This window comes from Streptomyces sp. NPDC048507 (assembly GCF_043199995.1).
In the GTDB taxonomy this organism is placed as follows: Bacteria; Actinomycetota; Actinomycetes; order Streptomycetales; family Streptomycetaceae; genus Streptomyces.
Genome location: NZ_JBICWZ010000002.1, coordinates 714,802 through 737,235, shown reverse-complemented (window position 1 = coordinate 737,235; position 22,434 = coordinate 714,802). Strand labels below are relative to the sequence as shown.

The window sequence follows — 22,434 nt, the reverse complement described above, 5'->3', positions numbered from 1 at the left end:
TGGGGGGGTGGACGGAGAACTGTTCCCGCGCGAGCCGGTGGAGATCGCACCCGGCGCGGTGCACCTGCCCGACTGGCTCGGGCCCCGGAGCCAGCGGGAACTGCTCGCGGCCTGCCGGGAATGGGCCCGTCCGCCCGCCGGGCTGCGCACCGTCCGCACGCCGGGAGGCGGGACGATGACCGCCCGGCAGGTCTGCCTGGGGCTGCACTGGTACCCGTACGGGTACGCGCGGACCGCCGTCGACGGGGACGGGGCCCCCGTGAAGCCGATGCCCGGCTGGCTGGCCGACCTGGGCCGGCGGGCCGTAGCCGATGCCGCCGCCGTCCCCGGAGCCGCCGCCGGGACCCTGGAGCCCGGGGAGGCGTACGACATCGCCCTGGTCAACTTCTACGGCGGCGACTCCCGCATGGGCATGCACCGGGACGCCGAGGAGCGCTCCGGCGCCCCGGTCGTCTCGCTCAGCCTGGGCGACACCTGCCTCTTCCGCTTCGGCAACACGGCCTCGCGCGCCCGCCCGTACCGGGACGTCGAGCTGCGCAGCGGGGACCTGTTCGTCTTCGGGGGACCGGGCCGGCTGGCCTTCCACGGAGTGCCGAAGGTCCTGCCCGGCACCGGGCCGCCCGGCCTGGGACTGACCGGGCGGCTCAACATCACACTGCGGGTCGGCGGTCTCGGGCCGTAGCCGGGCGCCCGACACCTCCCGATCATGCGAGGATCCCTCTCATGAACGGCAACGGGGCCCCGCCGCGGGTGGGGGATGTGACCACGGTGTCCGCGGCTGCGGCGACGACTCCGGATCCGGCCGGGGAGACCGCCGGGGAGACCGCTCCGGCAGCTTCGGCGGCTCCGCCGGCCCCGGCAGCGCCTTCGGCCGCGGCGGCCGCCGCGGCGTCGGCGCGGACCAGGCTGGAGCGCGGCCGGGGCGCCCTCGGCCCGGCGCTGGAGCTGGTCCACACCGGCCGGGCCCCGACGCGTGCGGTCCTGACGGCCGAGCTGGGCGTCACTCGTGCCACCGCCGGTGCCGTCGCCGCCGAACTGGAGGCGCTCGGCCTGATCCGCGTCGACTCCCGCCCCGGCGGCGCGGGCGGAGCACAGGGCCGCCCCTCGCACCGGCTGGCCGTCGACGAGAACGGCCCGGTGGCGCTGGCCGCGCAGGTGCACCCGGACGGGTTCCGCGCGGCCCTGGTCGGCCTCGGCGGGCGGATCGTGGCGACGGCGCCCGGCAAGGTCACCGTCTCCGCCGATCCCGCCCAGGTGCTCGGCGCGGTCGTCGAGGCGGGCGCCGCGCTGCTCGCCGCGTCCGGGCGGCGCTGCGTCGGGGCGGGCCTCGCCGTGCCCTCGGCGGTCGCGGAGCCCGAGGGCACGGCGCTCAACCCGCTGCACCTGGCCTGGCCGGCCGGCTCTCCCGTACGGGCCATCTTCGCGCGGTGCGTGAAGGCGGCCGGGATCGACGGACCGGCCCTGACCGGCAACGACGTCAACCTGGCCGCGCTGGCCGAGCACCGGCACGGGGCGGGGCGCAGCGCGCAGCACCTGCTGTGCGTGGCGACCGGCCACCGGGGCGTGGGCGGGGCGCTGGTCCTGGACGGCCGGCTGCACAGCGGGAGCGCGGGCCTGGCCCTGGAGGTCGGCCACCTCACCGTCAACCCGGAGGGGCGCGCCTGCCACTGCGGGAGCCGCGGCTGCCTGGACGTGGAGGCCGACCCGCTGGCCTTCCTCACCGCGGCGGGCCGTATCCCGGGACCGGAGGTCTCGCTGCTCCAGCAGGCCCGTGACCTGCTGCGCACCGAGTACGCGGAGCCGGGCGTGCGCGCCGCCGCCGAAGAGCTCATCGACCGGCTCGGGCTGGGCCTCGCGGGCCTGGTCAACATCCTGAACCCGGACCGGATCATCCTCGGCGGACTCCACCGGGAACTGCTGCACGCCGATCCGGAGCGGCTGCGCGCGGTGGTCGCGGACCGGAGCCTGTGGGGGCGCAGCGGGGGCGTGCCGATCCTGCCGTGCACCCTCGACCACAACAGCCTGGTCGGCGCCGCGGAGCTGGCGTGGCAGCCGGTGCTGGACGACCCGCTCGGGGCCCTGGGCGCCGCGGCCGCCTGACCGGCGGGCCCGTCACCCGGCAGCCCGGCGCCGGGTGCCGGCTGCGGGGCGCCGGGCTGCCGGGTGACGGGCGCGGGGGCCGGGGGGAAGGGGCGTCTGGGCCGTCGGGGGGTCAGCCGGGCCCGGTTCCGGCCGGGACCGCCACCGGCACGGTGTCGCAGACGGCCATCGCGTCCACGGCGGTGAGCACCGGCCGGGTGGGCGTCCGTACCGGCTGGTTCACGCCGATACGGACCGTGGCGACCGGGGCGGACGGGGCGGGGGCGGCCCGTAGCGAGAACCACACCACCTTGCCGGGCCCGTCCTGCTGCGGCCGGACCCCCCAGGCCTCGCTGACGGCCTCCACGAGCGCCAGCCCGCGCCCGCAGGTCTCCAGCGTGCCGGCCTGCCGCAGTACGGGCAGCCGCGGATCGCTGTCGCGGACGGAGACGGTCAGCCGCCCCAGGCGGAGCTCGATCTCGACCGTGCAGACCTTGTCGGGCTGCGCGTGGCGGTGGACGTTGCTGAGCAGTTCCGTCACGCCGAGCGCGGCCCGGTCTATGAGCGGGTCGAGCTGCCAGTGGCGCAGCTGCGCGGAAACGATCCTGCGGACCTGGCCGATCCGCCCGGGCAAGGCCTGCAGTTCGACGACGCAGTGCCTGCGGGAATGACTGATCACGGCTGCGACTCCCCGACATCAGTGTTACGGGTGCTGCACCCTCGGTAGCGCACCACCAGAGTCACCCACGGTGGCCCCGGCTGCAACCGAACGCGACCGAAAGCGATCCGCATGGAAACCCAAAGTAACCGTTTGTGCAGGTGAGAGGGGTACATTGCGAAAGCAGGGGGTCACGGGACGGACAAAGGAGCAAGGCGCATGAGCACCACCGGCACCACCGGTACGACGGCCGCGGGCGCAGGCCCGGCCGGGGCCGCGGGCGCGGTCATGACGACGGTCGACGTCGACCACAGCGACGCCGACTACCGCGCCTGGCTCAAGGAGGCCGTGCGCAAGGTCCAGGCGGACGCCAACCGTTCCGCCGACACGCACCTGCTGCGCTTCCCGCTCCCCGAGGCCTGGGGCATCGACCTCTACCTCAAGGACGAGTCCACGCACCCGACGGGCTCCCTCAAGCACCGCCTGGCCCGCTCGCTGTTCCTGTACGCGCTCTGCAACGGCTGGATCCGCCCCGGCCGCCCCGTCATCGAGGCCTCCAGCGGCTCCACCGCGGTCTCCGAGGCCTACTTCGCCAAGCTGATCGGCGTGCCGTTCATCGCGGTGATGCCGAGGACCACCAGCCCGGAGAAGTGCCGCCTCATCGAATTCCACGGCGGCGCGTGCCACTTCGTCGACGACCCCATGAAGATGTACGAGGAGTCGGCGGACCTGGCCGCCCGCACCGGCGGTCACTACATGGACCAGTTCACCTATGCCGAGCGGGCCACCGACTGGCGCGGCAACAACAACATCGCCGAGTCGATGTACCAGCAGCTGCGCCTGGAGCGGTACCCGGAACCCACCTGGATCGTGGCGACCGCCGGCACCGGCGGCACCTCCGCGACCATCGCGCGCTACGTGCACTACATGCAGCACGACACCCGCATCTGCGTCCCGGACCCGGAGAACTCCTGTTTCTTCGACGGCTGGACCAAGGGCGACCCGCACGCGAGCAGCGACTGCGGCTCGCGCATCGAGGGGATCGGCCGCCCGCGGATGGAGCCGAGCTTCGTGCCGGGTGCCATCGACCGCATGATGCGGGTGCCCGACGCGGCGTCCGTCGCCGCCTGCCGCGCCCTGGAGCAGGCCATAGGGCGCAAGGCGGGCGGTTCCACGGGCACCGGACTGTGGAGCGCGCTGAAGATCGTCTCCGAGATGGTGGCGGAGGGGCGCACGGGCAGCGTCGTCACCCTGCTCTGCGACCCGGGCGACCGCTACCTCGACAAGTACTACTCCGACGAGTGGCTGGCGGCGCAGGGCCTCGACATCGCCCCGTACGCGAAGACCCTGCGGACGCTCCTGGAAACGGGGGACTGGCGCGAGCCGGGAGCCTGACCCCGCATCCCGGCAGCCCGGCAGCCTCAGAGGCCGCCGGCGGCCGTCAGGCGGGCGTCGAGGGCACGCACCGCCGTGCGGAAGGAGTGGCCGAGGGCCGGGCGCGCGGCGGTGAGCGCCAGGCGCAGGACGGCCGGGCCGTCGGCCGCGAAGGTCCAGCGCACGAGCGTCCCGCGGGAGTCGTCCGCAGGCGTCAGGCGCCACTCCTCCAGCAGGGCGCGCAGGCCCGGCGCGTTGGTCTCGTCGACCCGGTACGCGTAGCGCAGCCCGGGATCGGCGGCCATGACCGTCTCCTGGAAGCGGACGCCGCCCGCCAGCCGCACCTCCCGTCCCGCGCCGCCGCGGGTGGGCCGGGCCAGGGTCACGGCCCCGAACCAGTCCGGCCAGCCCGTCACCTCCTCGGCGAGCGCCCGGTACACGTCCCCGGGACCGGCCGAGACCCGGGCCCCGAAGACCAGGCGGACGGGCGCGTCATCGGTGAAACCCAGCCCCACGGGGCGGAGTCGGCGGGTCATGCGGGTACCTCCTGGGTGCGGCGGGCGGTACGTCTGCTGCGGGCCGGCGGGCCGCTACGGCCGGGCCGCGCACGGGGGTGTGGCGCCACCGGCCGGCGCGCGTGCCGCGCCACCCTAGCTGGCCGCCCGTCAGATGTCTGCGCCGGTCCGGGTTCACACGCAAGGGGCCTGGTCGGCGCGGCCGCCGGGCGGGATGCTGGAGGGGCCGCCCCGCGTCCCGCCCCCCCCACACACCCGCGGAGGCCCCGTGCCGGATCCGCTGTCCCTCGAACTCCTCGTCCACGGAGTCGCCGGAGCCCCTCCCGGGGAGCTGCTCCGGGACCCGCACCCCGTCCGGGTCACCGGCGACTCCACCGCCGCCGTGTTCCGCCGCGCCGAAGACGCCGACGCCGAGGCCCACCCCGGGCGTTACGCCGGCCGTCCCGTGCGCGAGGCCTACTGCTGGTCCCGCCTCACCTCCGGCAACGGCGCCCGCGCCCTGTGGCTGCTGCTCCTGCCCTTCATGGTGGTCAACCTCGCCCACTGGGCCAGGCCCCCGGCCCGGGCCCGGGACAAGGCCGCAGCCCGCGCGGTGCGGACGTACGGGCTCCTCGTCCGCGTCCTGGCCCTCAGCCTCACCGTGCTGCTGGTCGCCGCCGCCTGCGAGGTCGCCCTCGACCTGCTCGCCTGGCAGTGCGCGGGCAACTCCGCCTGCACCGCCTCCCGTTCCTGGCTCGGCTTCGCGGAGCCGGGCCGCTGGTGGGGTCAGCCCGGGCGGCGCCTCGCGCTCGGCGCCCTGGTCCCGGCCGCCCTGACCGGCCTGCTCTGGTACCTGTCGAACCGCACCTGGAGCGCCTACGAGTCCCAGTCGCCCCCCGCCGCCGAACCCGACGGCGGAGCGTCCCCCGGCGGCCCGGAGGCCGCCGGCGGCGAGGATGCTCCGCTCGGGCGCCCCGGCTTCTGGTACGGCCGGCGCATCGTGGCCCGGCTGCGCGCCGCCCACACCGCCGCCGGGCTGCTCACCGTCGCGGTGGCCGTCGCCGTGCCCGCCGTCCGCCACGACCGGGCCGACGCCGCCGCCGGCCCGGCACTGCGCGCCACCGGCTGGGCCCTCGGGGCCCTGCTCGCCGCCGGGGCCGCCATCGTGCTGTGGGTCGTCTGCCGGCGCGGCCGCAGCGAGGCCCGGCCCGACCACCGGCTCGACCGGGCCGCGATCACCCTGCTGCCCGGCGGAGCCCTCGCCCTGCTGGCCGCCGTACTCCTCCACGCCTGCTGGTCCCGGCCCGGCTGGGTGGCGGCCGGACGGCTCCCGGGGGACTTCACCTTCGGGGTGCTGATGCTCGGTCAGGGCGGCTGCGTGCTGGCCCTCGCCCTCGTCGCCCGCCGACTGCACCGTGGCGCGCCCCGCACCGGAGCCGCCCTGCGGGGCCTGGGCGGACCCGCCGTCGCCATGCTCGGCTGCGCCCTCGGCGGGGTCATGTCCGGCGGGGTCGCCCAGCGCGTCGCCGACTGGATCGACGGCGGCGCCACCCCCGGCACGCCGCCCGGCGCCGCGTTCCCGGGCCCGCCCGTGCTGCTGTCCTGGCAGGCGGCCGTCCTGCCGCCGCTGCTGATCGCCCTCGGGCTGCTGGCCGCCGGGGTGGGGTCCCGTGCCGCCCTCGACCGGCGCCGGAGCGCCGCCACCGTCGCCGCCGAGTACCCCGGCGAGCCGCCCGACGCCGACCGCAGCCGCAAGATCGCCGGGGCGCGGGCCGCCGCCGCGCTCACCGACTCCGCACCCTGGTTCGTGGGGGCCGTCTCCGGGATCACCCTGCTGCTCGGGACCGGCGCCCTCGCCGGGGCCTGGTTCACCGGCCGGGTCCCGGGCGAGGCCGCCCGCGACACCCAGCCGCTGCTGGCGGCCGCCGCCCGCGCCGCCCAGGACACCGGGTCCTGGCTGATCGGCATCGGCATCGCCGCCTTCGCGGCCTGGGGCCGCCGCGCCTACCGCGACCCGGCGGCCCGCCGCACCATAGGGATCCTCTGGGACGTCGGCACCTTCTGGCCCCGCGCCGCCCACCCCTTCGCCCCGCCCTGCTACGCGGAGCGGGCCGTGCCCGACCTGGCCTGGCGGATGACCGCCTGGACCGCCCGGACCGGCGGCCGCCTCGTCATCTCCGGGCACTCCCAGGGCAGCGTCCTCGCGGCCGCCGCCGTCTGGCAGCTGCCGCCCGCCACGCGCCGCCGCGTCGCACTGCTGACCTACGGATCCCCGCTGGCCCGGCTCTACGGACGCTGGTTCCCCGACTGCTTCGGGCCCGGCCCGCTCGCCGCCCTGCACCGGGACCTCGACTGCTGGCGCAACCTCTGGCGGTCCACCGACCCCATCGGCGGGCCCATCGGCGGCGCGGTGGGCGCGGGCGCCGGGGAAGGGGACCCCGTGGACCTCGGCCCCCTGCGCGATCCGCTCGCCTACGGGCGCAGCCCCCGCGACCCGCTGCCCGCGCCGATCCTCCGCCACGGGGACTACCAGGCCGATCCCGCCTTCGACGCCGAACGCGACGCACTGCTGGCACGGCTCGCCGCCGCCGCGCGGGCCGGCGTACCGGACACCAGGGACCTTCCCGGCCCGCGGATCAGTGCGCCGCGGCCGGAGCGGGCAGATCCGCCGGGAACAGGAGCGTGAGGTCGTCCGTGCTCGGCTCGGCCAGCTGCGCGACCCGCCCCGCGTGCCGTTCCACCATCGACTCGAAGGTCTGGCGCGCGGTGCGGCCGTTGCCGAACGCCGGGCCCTTGGGCAGCTCGGTGAAGTACGCCAGCAGCGCCTCCCCGGTGCCCTCGCCCAGCCGGTACTCGTGCTCCTCCGCCTGCTGTTCCACGATCCGCAGCAGCTCCCGCGGCCCGTAGTCGCCGAAGGTGATGGTGCGCGAGAAGCGCGAGGCCACCCCGGGATTGACGGTCAGGAAGCGGTCCATCTCCTCCGTGTACCCGGCGACGATCACCACCACGGCCTCCCGGTGGTCCTCCATCAGCTTCACCAGCGTGTCGATCGCCTCGCGGCCGAAGTCGCGCCCCGAGTCCTCCGGCGCCAGCGCGTACGCCTCGTCGATGAACAGCACGCCGCCGCGCGCCCGGTCGAAGGCCTCCTGCGTACGGATCGCGGTGGACCCGATGTGCTCGCCGACCAGATCCACCCGGGACACCTCCACCAGGTGCCCGCGCTCCAGCACCCCGAGGGAGGCCAGGATCTCCCCGTACAGCCGGGCGACCGTGGTCTTGCCCGTGCCGGGGGAGCCGGTGAACACCAGGTGGCGGCGGACCGAGGCGGCCTTCAGGCCCGCCCGCTGCCGCCTGCGGCCGACCTCGATCATGTCGGTCAGGGCCCGCACCTCGCGCTTGACGCTGTCCAGGCCCACCAGCGCGTCCAGCTGTCCCAGCACCTCGCCCGAAGCCCGGGCCGCGCCCGCCCCCGCCCCCGCCCCCGCTCCCGCGTCCGCGGCGCCGGAGCCGTCGGCGGCCGGGGGTCCGGGCGGGCCCGCGTGCCGTTGCCCGGGGAGCCCGTCGGCCCGGTCGGCGAGGCCCTGGGCGGCCGTCACCGTGCGGATCCCGGGCTGCGCCCCGGCGGCCGTGGCGCCGCCCGCGGCCTGGGCGGCGAGGCGGGGACCGGACGCGTCGCTGGTGCAGTCCTCGGCGAGCGGGCCGTCCTCCGCGAACTCGTAGCCCCCGCGGGCGCAGCGCTCGGTGTGGCAGCGGGTCAGGGTCGTCCGGCAGCCGTCGATGACGTGGAAGCCGAAGCCCGAACTGCCGCTGACCCGGCAGGCCGTGAAGGTGCCCCGGCCGCCCGCCGACACGTAGAAACCGGCCTCGGCGGGGGAGCTGACCGTGCACCGCTCCAGCACCGGATCGGCGCCCTTGGTGACGATCACGCCCGTCTGTACGCCGTCGATGGTGCAGTTGGCGAGGGTGCCGCCGCTGCCGTGGTCACGGAACCAGGCCCCCGTGCCCGCCTCGCGGATGCGGCAGTCGTCGAGCTGCGCGCTCGCGCCGTCGCTGACCGAGACGGCCGTGTTGCGGACCTGGGAGAGGTCGCTGTCGACGACGTCGACGCGCGAACCGCGGTCCAGCACGAACAGCGCGTCCGGGACGTCGTGCACGCGGCAGGAGTCCAGGGAGGCCGTCGCCCCGTCGCTGATCCACACCGCCGGATAGTCCCCGGTGCTGTCGTGGATCTCGCAGGACTCGGCATCCACCCGGGTCCCCGGATCCCACACCGACAGGCCGTTGCGCCCGAACCGGCGGACCGTGGTGCGGCTGAGGGTCAGCACCGAACGGGAACGCAGGTCCACGGCGTTCTCCGGGATGTCGTGGATGTCGCAGCCCGCCAGGGTCAGCACGGCGTCGGTGTCGAGGGTGACCCCGTCGGCCGAGGTGCGGTGCACCGAGCAGTCGGTGAGCCGGGCGACGGCCCGCGCCGCGATCTGCACCCCGGTGCCCTTGACCTCGTACACCTCGCAGCCCAGCGCTTCCAGCCCCGAGCCGTCGCCGGTCACCGCGATGCCCGCGCCCGTCGAGTGGTGGATCCGGCAGCGCTCCAGGCGGGGGTGCCCGCCGCGCACCGATACGCCGGCCTGCCCGGCGGCCACCACCTCGCACTCCTCGAACACCCCGCCGCCGCCGTCCAGGACGGAGATCCCGACCCCGGCCGGATTCTCCACCGTGCACCGGCGCACCAGCGGCCGGGCCCCGCCGCGCACCTCGATGCCGGCCGCGGAACGGGTGTGCACCCGCAGGTCGCTCAGCTCGGGACAGCCGTCCTCGACGAGCAGCGCGGGCGCCGCCCGGTCCGCGCCCTCCAGATAGAGGTCCTGGACCACGGCGGAGGCGCGCACCGTCAGCGCGACCCCGTCCAGCGGGGCGATCCGCACCGATCCGGCGACGGCCCCCTCCGGCCCGCGCAGGGTGACGGCATGCCGCAGGACCAGGTTCTCCCGGTAGGTGCCGGGGGCGATGGACAGCACGTCGCCGTCGCCCGCGACGGCGAGCGCGGCGCTCAGCGTCGGATACTCACCGGAACGCCGCCGCCACCGCGAGGCCCCGCCGTGCGTCACCTGGACCGTGCCCTGAGCCATGGCGCTGTCGTGCCCCCACCCTCGTACTCGCGTTGTCGAAGCGGCCGGAGCGGCGAGAGCCGCACGGTGCGGCCGGAGCGCCGACCGGCCTCCGGCCCCACCGTAGCGCGCGCGGGGCCGGGGAGTTGCCAGGTCAGCTGCCCGCGCCCGCCCGGCCCCAGTCGGGTCCGGCCGCGGCCCACGCACGGTCCAGACGTATGTACCGCCGATGCATGAGCCGGCGTACGACGAGCCGCCGGACCGTCTCCGCCAGCGCGGCCGCGGTGAGCGCCGCCGCCAGGCCCGCCGCGCCCGCGTGGAAGGAGGCGGCGGCCGGGTCGAGCGGCTGCCCCACCAGCCGCCCCTTGATGTCGGTCCATATCCGGAACCGTTCGCCGGGCCGGGGCGGTTCCTGCGCCGCCGGCACCGTGCCCCGGTGACTGCTGCCGTCCGGCGCCGTCCACGAGGCCACGACCGGGGTCCGCTCCGGGGCCTGCCGCTGCGCGCCCGGATCCGCGGCCGCCCCGGGGACCGGCCCGGGCGCCGGGGCCACCACCACCGCCGGGACCAGGTATCGCTCGTGCCGCTGCTCGCGCGCGGCCCGCTGTAGCGTGCCGTCCACCTTCAGGCCCGCCGCGCAGCCGACGGCCGGGGCCACCAGCAGCACGCACACGAGCGCCGCGAAGGCCACCCACGCCTCGAAGAGGTCGGTCGGCCGGCGTAGCGGATTGCGCCGCCAACGCCACACTCCCATTGCTGTTCGCACGGTCCCGGCTCCCCCTACTTGCGCCGCCATCCGTCTGCCTGCGCGTTCCAGCCTTCCGCATGTCCGGCGAACGCGCATTCCGGGACATGCGGGACGAGTGTCACCCGATCCGGTGTTACCGGTCGCGGTGCGTGGTCACCCGTCCGCATGCTCCAACGGCCCCGCGTGGCCCGTTGGTTCCTGTGGACGCCCGGAGCCCCTCGAAGGTGTTGTTCCACCTTCCCCCCGCCCGCCGTGGTCAGTGGCGTACGGGTTCGGCCGGGCGCTGCGGGGCCGGCCGCCCTCACTCCAGGACGCGCACCTCGTCGCCCACCCGCACCGTGCCCAGGACCACCGGCACCAGCTGCCGCCCGAAGGCGAGCGACTTGCCGATCCTGCGGTGCGCGGCCAGGGTCTTCAGCGGCTCGCGGCCGCGCCGTGCCGTCCCCTGGTCGGTGGTGGTCACGATGCAGCGCCCGCACTCGCGCACGCCCCGGAAGACGGCGTCGCCGACCGCGATGCGCCGCCAGCCGTCCTCGGCCCAGGCCCGCGCCGGCCCGCCGACGACCAGGCTGGGGCGGAAGCGGTTCATGGGCAGCGGCCCCTCCTCGGCGTGCGCACCCGCGGCGATCAGCGCGTTCAGGGCGTCCAGGGAGGCGGTGGTGGTCAGCAGCAGCGGATAGGCGTCCGCGAGGCTGACCGTTTCGCCGGGCAGCGCGTAGTCGGGGTCCACGGGCCGGCGCATGGCCGGAGCGTCGAGGTGGACCAGCCGCGCGGGCTGCCCGAGGTAGGTGCTGAACCAGTCGGCGGCACGGCGCCCCGCGACGACCGTCTCGATCTTCTTGCCGAACAGGACGACCGGCTCCAGCGGACCCGGCGGCGGCACCTCCACGGCCAGGTCGGCCATGCCCGGCCCGGACAGCAGGACGCGCCCGCCGTCCAGCGGGCGCGCCGAAGCCAGCGCCAGCCGCGCCTGCTGGCGTTGGGTGATGATCGCGCCCGCCGTGTCGACCACGGCCCACCGGCGGTCGCCGGCCAGCCCCCAGGGCTCCACGGCCGCCTCGTCGGGAGCGGTCCCCGCCACCGACTTCACCGGGTGGACGTGGAGGGACTGGACGTACAGGTTCGACATGGACTCCATGGTGCCAGCCGTCCGCGCCGGACTCCCAGCGCGTTTCGCGCGGGCCCGCGACGGCCCGGGGTCCGTCGGGCCCGTCAGTAGCCGCGCCCCTGGTACGGGCGGCCGTACGGGTCCTCGTACGAGGGGACCTGCGCGGGCGTCGGCACCGGCCGCGGGGCCGCCGGGCGCATGGCCTCGTACCCGGTGCCGGCCGCGACGGGCCGGGGCTGCTGCGGCTGGGGCTGCGGGACGTACCCCGCGCGGGCGGCCATCGGCTGCTGCTGCGGGATGTACGGGGCGGGCGCGGCCTGGAGCGGCACCGGCATCTGCATCGGCTGCTGCTGCGGCGCGGCCTGCTGCGGGTACGCGTACCCGTACCCCGGACCGCCCTGCTGCTGCGGCATGGACGGCGCGGCCGGGAGGGCGGGCAGCGCGGACGGCAGGGCCGGCAGGTAACCACCGCTCGAGTAACCGGCACTGGGGGACTCGTACGCGGCCGGAACGCGGATCGGGGCGATCTGCGGGGTGCCGCGTTCGGCGACGAGGGAGTCGTAGATGGGGGTGTCCGTGAAGGAGGGCGCGGAGTAGTAACCGCCGCCATAAGTGGAGCGGGGGGAGGTCATGGGACCTAAGTTAAGCCCACGGCTTCACGGGGTCCATAGCGAGGTGCCGTCAACACCGCCCTGACCTGCATATTCCCAGGTCAGGGCCTCAGCTTTCACTTGGCGTTCACCTGCACGATTCACCACTTGCGCCCCGTCTTGTTCCTACTCGTACTCACCGGTTGGGCGTTGCACCTATCCGCCGCTGACACAGCGTCACAACGCGGTGACCTCGTATGACGTCCCCTCAGCCCGCGAGCGGCCGCAACCGGGGGCCGGCCGCCCCGCCGGTTCAGGCGTCCGTCGGACGGGCGTAGGTGCGTCCCTTCCACGCGGCGCCGCGGCCCCGGTAGTGCTGCACGGCGGAGTCCACGGTCATCAGCAGGTACAGCAGCGCCGTAAGCGGAAGCAGCGCGGCGAGGACCGCGGGCTGGCGGTAGTGGCGCACCATCGGCAGGTAGGTGCCCGCCATCAGCAGCCAGGCCGCCCCGCCGGCCCAGGCGAGCGCCGGCCGCCCGGCAGCGAGACCCGCCAGGAGCGCGGCCGGCGGCACCAGGTAGACGAGGACCAGCCCCGCCACCGTCCCCGCCAGCAGCAGCGGCTGGTGGCGCAGTTGGGCGTACGCGCTGCGCGACACCATCCGCCACAGGTCCGCCAGTGCGGGGTACGGGCGCACGCTGTCCACCCGCTCCGCCAGCCCGAGCCAGATCCGTCCCCCGGAGCGCTGGACCGCGCGTGCCAGGGAGACGTCGTCGATGACGGCCTGGCGGATCGAGTCGGGGATCCCGGCCCGGACCGCCGCCCCGGTCCGCAGCAGGACGCAGCCGCCCGCGGCCGCCGCGGTCCGGGCGGCGGGCCGGTTGATCCGGCGGAAGGGGTACAGCTGGGCGAAGAAGTACACGAACGCCGGGACGACGAGCCGCTCCCACGGGCTGACGACGCGCAGCCGGGCCATCTGCGAGACGAGGTCGAGGTCGGCGGAGGCCGCCGCGGCCACCAGCTCGCGCAGGCTGTCGGGCTCGTGCGCGATGTCGGCGTCGGTGAGCAGCAGGAACTCCGGGCCGCCCGCACCGGAGCCCGCACCGAGGTCCGGCCCGGGGCCCGCACTCCCGTCGGGGTGGGTGCGGAAGCGGCCGGCGCGGGCGTGGGCGATGCCGTGGCGCAGGGCCCACAGCTTGCCCGTCCACCCGGGCGGCGGGTCACCGGGGGAGACCACGGTCAGCGGCAGGCCCGGCTGCTCGGCGGCCAGCCGCTCGGCGAGGGCGGCGGTGCCGTCGGTGCTGCCGTCGTCCACGAGGACGATCCGCGCCTCGCCGGGATAGTCCTGCGCGAGCAGGGACGGCAGGCTCAGCGGGAGCACCCCGGCCTCGTCCCGGGCCGGGACGACGATGGCGACGGAGGGCCAGCGGGCGGGGGCGGTGCGCGGCGGGAGGCGGACGTCGGTGCGCCAGAACATGCCCTGGGCGAGGGTCAGCCAGAGCCAGGCGGCGAGGGAGGCGTAGGCGGCGATGAGGAGGCCCATGCCCGCAGTGTGCCGAACCCGGCGAGCCCTGTCGCCCGCCCCGCCGGTGCGGCGCGCGCGGCCCGGACGGGAGCGGGCCGGTCGGTCAAGTCGACTAAGGTGACCAGGTGAAGATCGCCCTGATGGACTCCGGAATCGGCCTCCTCGCTGCGGCCGCCGCCACGCGCCGGCTGAGGCCGGACGCCGATCTGCTGCTGTCCTCGGATCCCGACGGGATGCCCTGGGGGCCGCGCACGCCCGCCGACCTGACCGGACGGGCCCGCGCCGTCGCGCGGGCGGCGGCCGCGCTGCGCCCCGAGGCGCTGATCGTGGCCTGCAACACCGCGTCCGTGCACTCCCTGGAGACGCTGCGCGGCGATCTGGAACCCGGCATCCCCGTCATCGGGACCGTGCCCGCGATCAAGCCCGCCGCGGCCGCCGGCGGCCGCGTGGCGATCTGGGCCACCCCCGCCACCACCGGCAGCCCCTACCAGCGCGGGCTGATCCGCGACTTCGCCGCCGGGGTCCCGGTCACCGAAGTGCCCTGCCCCGGTCTCGCCGACGCAGTCGAGGCCTGCGACGAGGCCGCCGTCGTGCGGGCGGTCGCCGCCGCGGCGGCGCTCACCCCGGCCGACGTCACCGACGTGGTGCTCGGATGCACCCACTACGAGCTGGTCGCGGAGCCGATCCGGGCCGCGCTGGCCGCCCGGACCGGCGGTGCCGCGCTGCGGTACCACGGCTCCGCCGAGGCCGTCGCCGTCCAGGCCCTGCGCCGCATCGGCGCCGAGCCCGCGCCGGGGCTGCCCCGCACCGGCGGGCTGACCGTCCTGCACAGCGGCCGGACGTCCACGCTGCCGCGCGCCGCCCTCGGCTATGCCGAAGGCCGGCTGCTCGCGGGACACGAGCACGGAGTCCCCGCCGCCCTGTAGGTCCCGGGGCCGCCGTCACCGTCGTCTCCCGAGCCCCTCCCGCCACTGGTGTCACGGGCCGGCCGGGCCGTGCCGAAATCCCCGTTCCCCCGTGGCCGGAGCCCTCGCATACTGGGCCCCGTGACTGCCTACGCCAAGCACCTGCCCGTGGGCGCGGCACCGGCAAACGGCATGGGCGCGTGGGGAGTCGAGGCGGCCGCCCGCTGGCGCCGTGCGCGTCCGCCCGCCGTCTTCGCCCCCGGCCCCGGAAGCTGGTTCCTTGCCGCCCTCGTCTGCGTCTGCCTCGCGCTGATCCTCCACGAAGAGGCCCCCGAGCGAGCCGTCGGCACCGCCTGGCGGGCCTACCCCGACGCGGTCCTGCTGGTGGCCCTGCCGCTCTGGTACCGCTTCCTGCCGGGCGCGGCCGCCGTGTCCGCCGCGCTGCTCGCCGTGGAGTCGGCCGTTGCCCTCTCCGCGGCCGACGGCACCGCCGCCCGGACCGGGCTGCTGCTGGTCTGCCTGCTGTCGCCGTGGGCGGCGGCCGGGGCGCTCCTGCGGCTGCGGGCCCGGCGCGCACAGGCCCGGCTCGCCCTCGCCGCGGCCGGTCCGGCCCGCCACCCGCTCCCGAGGCTGCTGCCCACCGGGCACGACCGGCGCGGCAACATGCCCCTGCTGACCGGCGGCTTCCTCTGCCTCGTCGCCGCGGGCATCCTCCTGGACGGGATCCTCGGCGACCTCGGCGGCCGGGCCCCGTACGACGCCCTCGGCCAGCAGCGCGCCGCCCTGCCCCTGCTGGTCGCCGGCACCACCCTGCTGGCCCGGGGCTGGACGGCCGACCTGGCCGCGCGGCGGCTGCACCGGGCGCCGCAGCCCGCGCTGCTGGTGGGCGTACGGGTGGCGCCGTCCGGTCACTTCTGGCTCTACCCGGACGCCGACTCGCCCGCCGGGACGCCCCTGATCTGCTACCGCCCGGGCCGCGGGGACACGCGCACCGGCGTACGGATGCTGGCCCGCGCGGCCGACGGGCGCCACCCGCGCGGACTGCACGACATCGACGCCCGGGCCGAACCCTTCGAAGCGGTGCTCCACGGCCCGGTCCACGAGGGCGCCGAGATCGTCGTCGAGTACGCCGTCCACGGCGGGGGCGCCATCTCGGCCTCCGTCGCGGCGGCCCCGCTGCTGCCGAGGCGCCGGCCGGGGCTGGACGGCTGGGTCCCGGCCGGGGTCTCCCACCGGGAGACGCAGGAGCGGCGCCGCGAGCGCGCCCGTACGTACGCGCCGCCACCGCCGTCCGGGCGGCGCTCGGCGACCACCCGCGGCACGGCGGCCGCCACCGGCACGGGAGCCGCGGCCGGCGGCGGCTGTGGCGGCGGCGACGGGGGCTGCGGCTCGGGCTGCGGCGGTTGCGGAGGATGCGGCTGCGGCTGACCCTCGGGCTGCCCGGGCCGCGCGGTTCAGCGCCGCGGACCCAGGGCCAGGTCCCGGGCCAGGGCGCGCAGGGCCTCGGCGTCCAGGATCCTGGCGGGGGCGCGGCCGCGGCCGGGGACCGGGCCGGGCAGGGGCACGTGCAGCGGCTGCGTCCAGTGCGCGGGGACGGCCCCGGCCCCGTACACCGCCCCGGCCAGCGTCCCCGTCACCGCCGCCACCGTGTCGGTGTCCCCGCCGAGGTCCACGGCGGCCCGTACGGCCTGCGCGAAGCCGGAGGTGGTCCGCAGCGCCCACACCGCCGAGCCGAGGCACGGCCACACCGCCCCGTTGAACTCGGTGGCCGGCTCGGGATGCCAGCCGGGGCCGAGCACGCGCGCGTACCGCTCGCGGTGGGCGGGGCGCACCTCGTCCAGCACCGACGGCAGCGCCGCGAGCGGATCGTCGCCGCCCAGGGCCACCCGTACGAGCTCGTGCAGGACGGCGGTGCCCTCCCAGGCGGCGGCGTCGCCGTGCGTGAGCGCGGCGATCCGCCGGGCGGCGTCCATCGTGGCGGCCCGGCCCGCCGGCGCGAACCAGACGGCGGAGGTCGAGGCCCGCATCAGGGAACCGTTGCCCGCCGCCCGCGCGTTGACCTGGAAGTGCAGGGCGGCGGCCAGGTCCCACGACTCCCCGTTGGTCAGCACGTCTTCGGTCTGCAGGCCGATGTCCTTGGGCTGCCAGGCCGCCCACTCCTGGAACCGCCGGAAGACGTCCGGCAGTTCGAGCCCGCCGTGTTCGAGGAGCGACTCCCCGACGAGGACCGCCATCTGCGTGTCGTCGGTCGCCTCGCCCGGGTCCCAGCCGCCGCCCCCGCGCATCTCCTCGCCCCGCGCCGAGAGCTGGCCCGCCGGACCGAATTCGTACGGCGCGCCGAGCGCGTCCCCGGCCGCCGAGCCCAGCACCGCCCCCACGGCCCGCTCCAGCCACCGAGCCGAACCCTCGCCGTCCCGCACGCGCTCCCCTTCCCCCGCACCCGGCCGTCCGCGTTCCCTCGTCCGACAGGCCGTCCTCGCGGCACACGCGGACGCGTGCCCGTGACCTCCCGCCCGACGTCGAGCCTGCCGCAGACGGGGCCGCGCCGGAAGACCGCCCTCGTGGGAGGCGTCCGCTCCCGCCTGCGCCGACTGGCCGAAGCCGGGTGGTGGGGGAGCGGAACGTGGGTACGCTGCTGGACATGACGGTTCACCCCCCTGGTCCGCTCTGGACGGGCCGGGCCTCCAACCGGGTGCAGTGGCTGCTCGCCGCGGCCGGTGCCGCCTGCCTCGCGCTGGGCATCGAGCTCGCCGTCGACAACGCCTGGACCTCCGGCATGGTGCCGCTGCTCATGTCCGTGATCGGCTGCCTCGCGGCCGGGCTGCTCATCCTCTACGGCACCCTCGCCTTCGTGCACGTGCGCGTCACCGTCGACTCCAAGAGCCTCGACGTCCGCTGCGGGCACATCGGACTGCCGCGCCGCACGATCCGGCTCTCCGAAGTCACCGCCGCCGAGTTCCGGCCCCGCATCACCCCGCAGCAGTGGGGCGGCTGGGGCTACCGCTGGCGCCCCGAGAAGGGGACCGCGATCATCGTCCGGCGCGGTGAGGGCGTCGAGCTGCGGCTCGGCGACGGCAAGCTGTTCACGGTCACCGTCGACGACGCCGAGAACGCCGTCCGCGTCATCCGCACCCACCTGCGCGCCCTCGCCCGCTAGCGCGGCCCGGGCCGGGCGCGCAGCGGCTCCTTACCGGCCCTTGGGGCAGGGGGACGTACACTCCGCCAGATGAGCAGCAGTGTCACCCGCGCCGCCGAGAGCGAGCCCCCGATGCCCGCCGGACCGTCCCGGACCTCCACCGGTGCGGCCGACGCCGTCCCGGAGTCCGGCCGGCGCAGGGGCGCCCGGCTGGTGCGGCCCGTGCTCGCCGCCGCCGCGGGCGTGCTGCTCTACCTCAGCTTCCCGCCCCGCCCGCTGTGGTGGCTGGCCCCCTTCGCGCTGGCCCTGCTCGCCGGCTGCCTGCGCGGCCGCCGCGCCCGGGCGGGCTTCGGACTCGGCTTCCTCTTCGGGCTCGGCTACCTGCTGCCGCTGCTCGTCTGGACCAGCGAGGGCGTCGGCCCGGTCCCCTGGATCGCGCTCGTCACCCTCGAAGCCCTCCTGATCGGCCTCACCTGCCTCGGCATCGCCCTCGTCAGCCGCCTTCCCGGCGCGCCGCTGTGGGCCGCCGCCGTCTGGGTCGCGGGCGAGGCCCTGCGCGCCCGGGCCCCCTTCGGCGGCTTCTCCTGGGGCAAGCTCGCCTACGGGCAGGCCGAGGGCGTCTTCGTACCGCTCGCCGCCCTCGGCGGCACCCCGCTGCTGTCCTTCGCGGTGGCCCTGTGCGGATTCGGGCTGTACGAGGCCGTCCGCGTCGCCCGCAGCCACCCCGGCCGCACCACCGCCGCGCTGGCCGTCCTCACCGTCGTCGCCCCCGTCGGCGCGGCCCTCGCCGCCCGGCCGCTGGTCTCCGACGCCGCCGAGGACGGGACGGCCGTCGCCGCCGTGATCCAGGGCAACGTCCCCCGCGCCGGCTTCGACTTCAACGCCCAGCGCCGCCAGGTCCTGGACAACCACGCGAAGCGCACCCTCCAGCTCGCCGAGGACGTCAAGGCCGGGCGCGTACCCAAGCCCGACTTCGTGGTGTGGCCGGAGAACTCCTCCGACATCGACCCCTACACGCAGCCCGACGCCTACGACGTCATCGACCGGGCCGTCAAGGCCATCGGCGTGCCCGTCGCGATCGGCTCCGTACTGGCCCCGGAGACCGGCCCGCTGCGCAACACGATGATCCTGTGGGACCCGGTCAAGGGCCCCACCGACACCTACGACAAGCGCAAGATCCAGCCCTTCGGCGAGCGGATCCCGATGCGCTCGTTCGTCCGCCTCTTCAGCTCCGACGTGGACCGGGTCCGCCGCGACTTCGGCCCCGGCAAGGAGCCCGGCGTCTTCGACATGGGCGGCAGCGGGATCGGAATGGTCACCTGCTACGAGGCCGCCTTCGACGACGCCGTCCGCTCCACCGTCCGGGCCGGGGCCCAGGTCATCGCCGTGCCCAGCAACAACGCCACCTTCGGCCGGACCGAGATGACCTACCAGCAGCTCGCCATGGACCGGATCCGGGCGGTCGAGCACAGCCGCAGCGTCCTCGTCCCCGTGACCAGCGGGGTGAGCGCCGTCATCCGCCCCGACGGCTCGGTCGTCTCCCAGACCAAGATGTTCACCGCCGACGCCCTCGTCGAGGAGATCCCGCTGCGCTCCTCGCAGACCCCGGCGACCCGTTTCGGCCCGCTGCCCGAGTACGCGCTGCTCCTGGTCGCCGCGGGCGGTCTGGGCGCGGTCGCCCTGCGCCGGATCCGGTCCCGCCGGGCCGCATGACGGGGGCGAGCGGCGCGGGGCCTCGTAGGGTCGGGGCATGACCACACCTGATTTCATCCGCGCGATCCGGGCCGGGTCCGGGCAGTTGCTGCTCCTGCTGCCCGGAGTGACCGCCATCGTCTTCGACGACCGGGGCCGCGTGCTGCTCGGCCGCCGGGCCGACACCGGTCTCTGGTCGGTGATCGGCGGGATCGCCGAGCCGGGGGAGCAGCCCGCCGTGACGGCGGTGCGCGAGGTGTACGAGGAGACGGCCGTGCGGTGCGTGCCGGAGCGGGTGGTCCTCGTACAGATGCAGGAACCGATCACCTACCCCAACGGCGACGTCTGCCAGTTCCAGGACATCACCTTCCGGTGCCGCGCGACGGGCGGCGAGCCCCGGCCCGCGGACGGGGAGCTGCTGGAGGTGGCCTGGTTCGAGCCGGACGGGCTGCCGCCGCTGGACCCGTTCGCCGTGGACCGCGTACGGCGGGCCCAGCGCGAGGAGCCGACCTGGTTCGCGGCCCCCGACGCCGGAGCCGAAGCCGGGCCCGAAGCCGGGTCCGGAGCCGGGCCCCACGCCGGCCCCGGGGTCTAGCTCAGCCGGCCGAGACCGCCGCCTCGCGGTAGAGCTCCAGGGCCTGGTCGCCCATCACCGCACTGTAGGAGACCTCCGGGACGGTGCCGCCGCCCTCGTAACCGCCGAGGACCCCGGCCAGCGCACCGTCGGCCAGCCAGGGGCTGCCGCTGGTGCCGCCGCTGAGGTCGGGGCAGTCGATCCGGCGCTGCGTCGGGGAGAACAGGCCGGTGGCGTTGGAGCAGCGAAGCGGGGCGTCCAGGGTGCTGGGGTAGCCGAGGACCGTCACCGTCACGTCGTCGCTCTGCTCGGTGGCGACGGGGAAGGCACCGACGACGTCCTCGATCCGGGCCCCGTCCGGCCGGGCGACCGTCGCGAAGGCGATGTCGTCGTCGGGGTTCCTGCCGTCCGTCCAGTCCGGGGCCAGGTGCACGTCCGTCAGCCGCCACACCCCGTACGGGGCCGCGCCGTCCCGGTAGCCGGGGGCGAACACGGTGGTGTCGGGGTGGTCGAGGCAGTGCGCGGCCGTGGCGATCACGTCCCGGTCGGCGCTGCGGACCACGGCGGCGGTGCAGAAGTGGCCGCCGTCCAGGTCGTCCGCGAACAGCGCGCCCACCCGGGCCACCCCGGCGTCGGGCAGGGCCGTGGCGGTGACGCCGAGCGGGGGGACGGCCGCCGCGTCGGGCATGTCCACGCTCAGCAGGGCGGCCATCGCGGCCACCGCGAGCAGGATCCGGGACGCCCGCCGGGCGCGGGGGCGGCCGGCCTGTCGGAGGAGGATGCGTTGGATCATGAGCCGAGCCTTCCCGGCGAAACTGTGTCCGGAGCACGAAACTCCGTATGAATCCGCTGTGAATCCCGTACGGGCCTCCGCCCGAGCCCCGCTCCGGCCGCGCGCGACCCCGCTCCGGCTTCCGCCCGAGCCGCTCCGGCCCCCGCGGCGCCGCCCGGACCGGCGCGGAGTCTATGGACGCCGCGGTGGGTTTCGGGCCCGGCTGTTGTGCACCGCGGTGCGTGATCGCCGGGGCCGCCCGCGCCTAGCCTCGCCGCAGGAGCACGAACGAGGGGCGGTACCCGGTGAACTGGCTGATCCACGACTACCGCGAGAGCGATCTCGCAGCGGTGGTCCACCTCATCGACACCACGGCGGAACTCGGCCAGGAGTCGGTCTTCTCCCTCGCCGAATGCATCGGCGCCCTCACGGACCGGCAGCCCTGCGTGGTCGCCGTCCACCAGGGCGTCCCGATCGGCGCGGCCCTCGCCTGCGTGACGGGGGAGCGGGCCTGGGTGATGCGCATCGCGATCGCCGCCGGATGGCGCGGCCGGGGCCTGGCCAGCGCCCTCCTGGTGGAACTGGAACGCCGGCTGATCGCCGCCCGCGTCGGGCGGATCGCGTACGTCCTGCCCGAGGAGGACCTGCTCGGCGAGGGCCTCCTCAACGCCGGGTACACGCGCCAGCCGGCCGTCGCCTACTTCGAGAAGACCGAGCCGCTGCACGGGCCCGCCGCCGGGCTGCTCGACGACCTCGGCGGCCGGTTCCTGCCCAGCGACCTGTGGGACAAGGTCGCCGGCATGGAACGGGAGAAGGACCTCATCGAGCGGCGCGTGGTGCTGCCGCTCGCCGAACCGGAGCGGGCCGCCGCGCACGGCGTGCGGCCGCCGCGGGCCATCACCCTCTTCGGGCCCCCCGGCACCGGCAAGACCACCTTCGCCCGGGCCATCGCCTCCCGGCTGGGCTGGCCGTTCGTCGAACTCCTGCCGTCCCGGCTCGCCGACGAGGGGAACCTGGCCGCCGCGCTGCGCGACGCCTTCGCCCGGATCGCCGAGCTGGAGCGGGTGCTCGTCTTCATCGACGAGGTCGAGGAGATCGCCCCCGTACGCACCGAACCCGCGCAGCCCGGCGGGATCCACGGGGTGACGAACGAGCTGCTCAAGCTGATACCCGGCTTCCGGGAGGGCGGCGAACGGCTGCTGGTCTGTGCGACCAACTCCATCCGCTCCCTGGACCCGGCCTTCCTGCGGCCCGGCCGCTTCGACTACCTGATCCCGATCGGCACCCCCGACGCCGGGGCGCGCTCCGCGATCTGGTCGCGGTACACGGCGGGCCGCGCCGACGTCGACGTGGCCGCTCTGGTGGCGGCGACCGAGCTGTTCACCCCGGCGGACATCGAGCACGCGGCGCGGATCGCCGCGCAGGTGTCCTTCGAACGGGACCTGGAGGCGGTGGGCGCGCGCGGCGCGGCGGCCGCGCAGCTGGGTGCGGCCACGGCGGACTACCTGGCCGCCGTCGCCCAGTGCCGTCCGACGGTGACCCCGGCGATGACGGGCGAGTTCGCGGCCGACATCGACGCCCACGCCCGCTTCTGAGACCCCGTCCCCCGGTTGCGGCGGGGGACGGTCCATCGTGCCGGGGGCGCGAAACGGCCCGCAGTCACTCCCCAAA

Annotated in this window: 19 protein-coding genes; 10 read left to right on the top strand and 9 right to left on the bottom strand. The window is 76.3% G+C overall.

Annotation, left to right across the window (positions count from 1 at the left end; genetic code table 11):
• Positions 1 to 7 precede the first annotated feature (7 nt).
• Entirely contained in the window at positions 8 to 682 is a 675-nt protein-coding gene (locus tag ACGFXC_RS08370; protein ID WP_393710737.1) for an alpha-ketoglutarate-dependent dioxygenase AlkB family protein, read from the top strand.
• A gap of 41 nt (positions 683 to 723) precedes the next feature.
• Positions 724 to 2,100, top strand: coding sequence for an ROK family protein (locus ACGFXC_RS08365; protein WP_393710735.1), 1,377 nt, complete (start codon positions 724 to 726; stop codon positions 2,098 to 2,100).
• Positions 2,101 to 2,212: 112 nt separating this feature from the next.
• Here the strand turns inward: ACGFXC_RS08365 and ACGFXC_RS08360 are convergent, their stop codons facing one another.
• Positions 2,213 to 2,758, bottom strand: a complete 546-nt coding sequence (locus tag ACGFXC_RS08360) for an ATP-binding protein (protein ID WP_393710734.1) — start codon at positions 2,756 to 2,758, stop codon at positions 2,213 to 2,215.
• 198 nt (positions 2,759 to 2,956) lie between these two features.
• On the opposite strand from ACGFXC_RS08360, the gene ACGFXC_RS08355 reads away from it, so the two are divergent.
• The gene (locus tag ACGFXC_RS08355) at positions 2,957 to 4,132 is read left to right on the top strand and encodes a PLP-dependent cysteine synthase family protein (RefSeq protein WP_393710732.1); all 1,176 of its coding nucleotides are present in this window, start codon (positions 2,957 to 2,959) and stop codon (positions 4,130 to 4,132) included.
• Positions 4,133 to 4,158: 26 nt separating this feature from the next.
• Here ACGFXC_RS08355 and ACGFXC_RS08350 read toward each other — a convergent pair whose 3' ends face one another.
• Complete coding sequence (locus ACGFXC_RS08350; RefSeq protein ID WP_393710731.1) at positions 4,159 to 4,647, bottom strand: SRPBCC family protein; 489 nt, start codon at positions 4,645 to 4,647, stop codon at positions 4,159 to 4,161.
• Between the two features lie 193 nt (positions 4,648 to 4,840).
• Between ACGFXC_RS08350 and ACGFXC_RS08345 the strand changes: the two genes are divergently transcribed.
• Entirely contained in the window at positions 4,841 to 7,291 is a 2,451-nt protein-coding gene (locus ACGFXC_RS08345; RefSeq protein ID WP_393710943.1) for a hypothetical protein, read from the top strand.
• Here ACGFXC_RS08345 and ACGFXC_RS08340 read toward each other — a convergent pair.
• From ACGFXC_RS08340 to ACGFXC_RS08320, 5 genes are all read right to left on the bottom strand, one after another.
• Positions 7,242 to 9,734, bottom strand: coding sequence for a right-handed parallel beta-helix repeat-containing protein (locus ACGFXC_RS08340; RefSeq protein WP_393710729.1), 2,493 nt, complete (start codon positions 9,732 to 9,734; stop codon positions 7,242 to 7,244). The two genes, ACGFXC_RS08345 and ACGFXC_RS08340, sit on opposite strands and share 50 nt — an antisense overlap.
• 133 nt (positions 9,735 to 9,867) lie before the next feature.
• Positions 9,868 to 10,479, bottom strand: coding sequence for a hypothetical protein (locus ACGFXC_RS08335; RefSeq protein WP_393710727.1), 612 nt, complete (start codon positions 10,477 to 10,479; stop codon positions 9,868 to 9,870).
• A 283-nt stretch (positions 10,480 to 10,762) separates the two neighbouring features.
• Positions 10,763 to 11,590, bottom strand: a complete 828-nt coding sequence (locus ACGFXC_RS08330) for an MOSC domain-containing protein (protein WP_393710725.1) — start codon at positions 11,588 to 11,590, stop codon at positions 10,763 to 10,765.
• A gap of 83 nt (positions 11,591 to 11,673) precedes the next feature.
• Positions 11,674 to 12,201 carry a DUF6643 family protein gene (locus ACGFXC_RS08325; protein ID WP_393710724.1) on the bottom strand — a complete coding sequence of 176 codons (528 nt, stop codon included), beginning with the start codon at positions 12,199 to 12,201 and terminating at the stop codon, positions 11,674 to 11,676.
• A 271-nt stretch (positions 12,202 to 12,472) separates the two neighbouring features.
• Positions 12,473 to 13,702 (bottom strand): glycosyltransferase, encoded by a 1,230-nt coding sequence (locus tag ACGFXC_RS08320; protein WP_393710722.1) that lies wholly within the window; start codon positions 13,700 to 13,702, stop codon positions 12,473 to 12,475.
• 107 nt (positions 13,703 to 13,809) lie between these two features.
• Here ACGFXC_RS08320 and ACGFXC_RS08315 point away from each other — a divergent pair, with 107 nt between their 5' ends.
• Positions 13,810 to 14,610, top strand: coding sequence for a glutamate racemase (locus ACGFXC_RS08315; protein ID WP_393710720.1), 801 nt, complete (start codon positions 13,810 to 13,812; stop codon positions 14,608 to 14,610).
• A 120-nt stretch (positions 14,611 to 14,730) separates the two neighbouring features.
• Entirely contained in the window at positions 14,731 to 16,017 is a 1,287-nt protein-coding gene (locus ACGFXC_RS08310) for a hypothetical protein (RefSeq protein ID WP_393710719.1), read from the top strand.
• Between the two features lie 26 nt (positions 16,018 to 16,043).
• On the opposite strand, the gene ACGFXC_RS08305 is transcribed toward ACGFXC_RS08310, so the two are convergent.
• The gene (locus tag ACGFXC_RS08305) at positions 16,044 to 17,009 is read right to left on the bottom strand and encodes an ADP-ribosylglycohydrolase family protein (RefSeq protein ID WP_393710718.1); all 966 of its coding nucleotides are present in this window, start codon (positions 17,007 to 17,009) and stop codon (positions 16,044 to 16,046) included.
• A 221-nt stretch (positions 17,010 to 17,230) separates the two neighbouring features.
• Between ACGFXC_RS08305 and ACGFXC_RS08300 the strand changes: the two genes are divergently transcribed.
• The 3 genes from ACGFXC_RS08300 to ACGFXC_RS08290 all read left to right on the top strand — a co-directional run bounded on the left by ACGFXC_RS08300 (position 17,231) and on the right by ACGFXC_RS08290 (position 20,012).
• A complete protein-coding gene (locus tag ACGFXC_RS08300; RefSeq protein WP_393710717.1) occupies positions 17,231 to 17,746 on the top strand; it encodes a hypothetical protein in 516 nt (171 codons plus the stop codon).
• Positions 17,747 to 17,815: 69 nt separating this feature from the next.
• Positions 17,816 to 19,438, top strand: a complete 1,623-nt coding sequence (gene lnt / locus ACGFXC_RS08295; protein ID WP_393710715.1) for an apolipoprotein N-acyltransferase — start codon at positions 17,816 to 17,818, stop codon at positions 19,436 to 19,438.
• A 37-nt stretch (positions 19,439 to 19,475) separates the two neighbouring features.
• Positions 19,476 to 20,012 carry an NUDIX domain-containing protein gene (locus tag ACGFXC_RS08290; protein WP_393710713.1) on the top strand — a complete coding sequence of 179 codons (537 nt, stop codon included), beginning with the start codon at positions 19,476 to 19,478 and terminating at the stop codon, positions 20,010 to 20,012.
• Between the two features lies 1 nt (position 20,013).
• On the opposite strand, the gene ACGFXC_RS08285 is transcribed toward ACGFXC_RS08290, so the two are convergent.
• Positions 20,014 to 20,784 carry a trypsin-like serine peptidase gene (locus ACGFXC_RS08285; RefSeq protein WP_393710711.1) on the bottom strand — a complete coding sequence of 257 codons (771 nt, stop codon included), beginning with the start codon at positions 20,782 to 20,784 and terminating at the stop codon, positions 20,014 to 20,016.
• A 284-nt stretch (positions 20,785 to 21,068) separates the two neighbouring features.
• Between ACGFXC_RS08285 and ACGFXC_RS08280 the strand changes: the two genes are divergently transcribed.
• The gene (locus ACGFXC_RS08280) at positions 21,069 to 22,358 is read left to right on the top strand and encodes an ATP-binding protein (protein ID WP_393710709.1); all 1,290 of its coding nucleotides are present in this window, start codon (positions 21,069 to 21,071) and stop codon (positions 22,356 to 22,358) included.
• The last annotated feature ends 76 nt before the right edge of the window (positions 22,359 to 22,434 follow it).

Excerpts from the sequence above, each read along its gene's own strand:
- ACGFXC_RS08365 (WP_393710735.1), top strand. The coding sequence starts at position 724 with ATGAACGGCAACGGGGCCCCGCCGCGGGTGGGGGATGTGACCACGGTG.
- ACGFXC_RS08355 (WP_393710732.1), top strand. The coding sequence starts at position 2,957 with ATGAGCACCACCGGCACCACCGGTACGACGGCCGCGGGCGCAGGCCCG.
- ACGFXC_RS08350 (WP_393710731.1), bottom strand. The coding sequence starts at position 4,647 with ATGACCCGCCGACTCCGCCCCGTGGGGCTGGGTTTCACCGATGACGCG.
- ACGFXC_RS08345 (WP_393710943.1), top strand. The coding sequence starts at position 4,841 with ATGCTGGAGGGGCCGCCCCGCGTCCCGCCCCCCCCACACACCCGCGGA.
- ACGFXC_RS08340 (WP_393710729.1), bottom strand. The coding sequence starts at position 9,734 with ATGGCTCAGGGCACGGTCCAGGTGACGCACGGCGGGGCCTCGCGGTGG.
- ACGFXC_RS08330 (WP_393710725.1), bottom strand. The coding sequence starts at position 11,590 with ATGTCGAACCTGTACGTCCAGTCCCTCCACGTCCACCCGGTGAAGTCG.
- ACGFXC_RS08325 (WP_393710724.1), bottom strand. The coding sequence starts at position 12,201 with ATGACCTCCCCCCGCTCCACTTATGGCGGCGGTTACTACTCCGCGCCC.
- ACGFXC_RS08320 (WP_393710722.1), bottom strand. The coding sequence starts at position 13,702 with ATGGGCCTCCTCATCGCCGCCTACGCCTCCCTCGCCGCCTGGCTCTGG.
- ACGFXC_RS08300 (WP_393710717.1), top strand. The coding sequence starts at position 17,231 with ATGACGGTTCACCCCCCTGGTCCGCTCTGGACGGGCCGGGCCTCCAAC.
- lnt (WP_393710715.1), top strand. The coding sequence starts at position 17,816 with ATGAGCAGCAGTGTCACCCGCGCCGCCGAGAGCGAGCCCCCGATGCCC.
- ACGFXC_RS08290 (WP_393710713.1), top strand. The coding sequence starts at position 19,476 with ATGACCACACCTGATTTCATCCGCGCGATCCGGGCCGGGTCCGGGCAG.
- ACGFXC_RS08285 (WP_393710711.1), bottom strand. The coding sequence starts at position 20,784 with ATGATCCAACGCATCCTCCTCCGACAGGCCGGCCGCCCCCGCGCCCGG.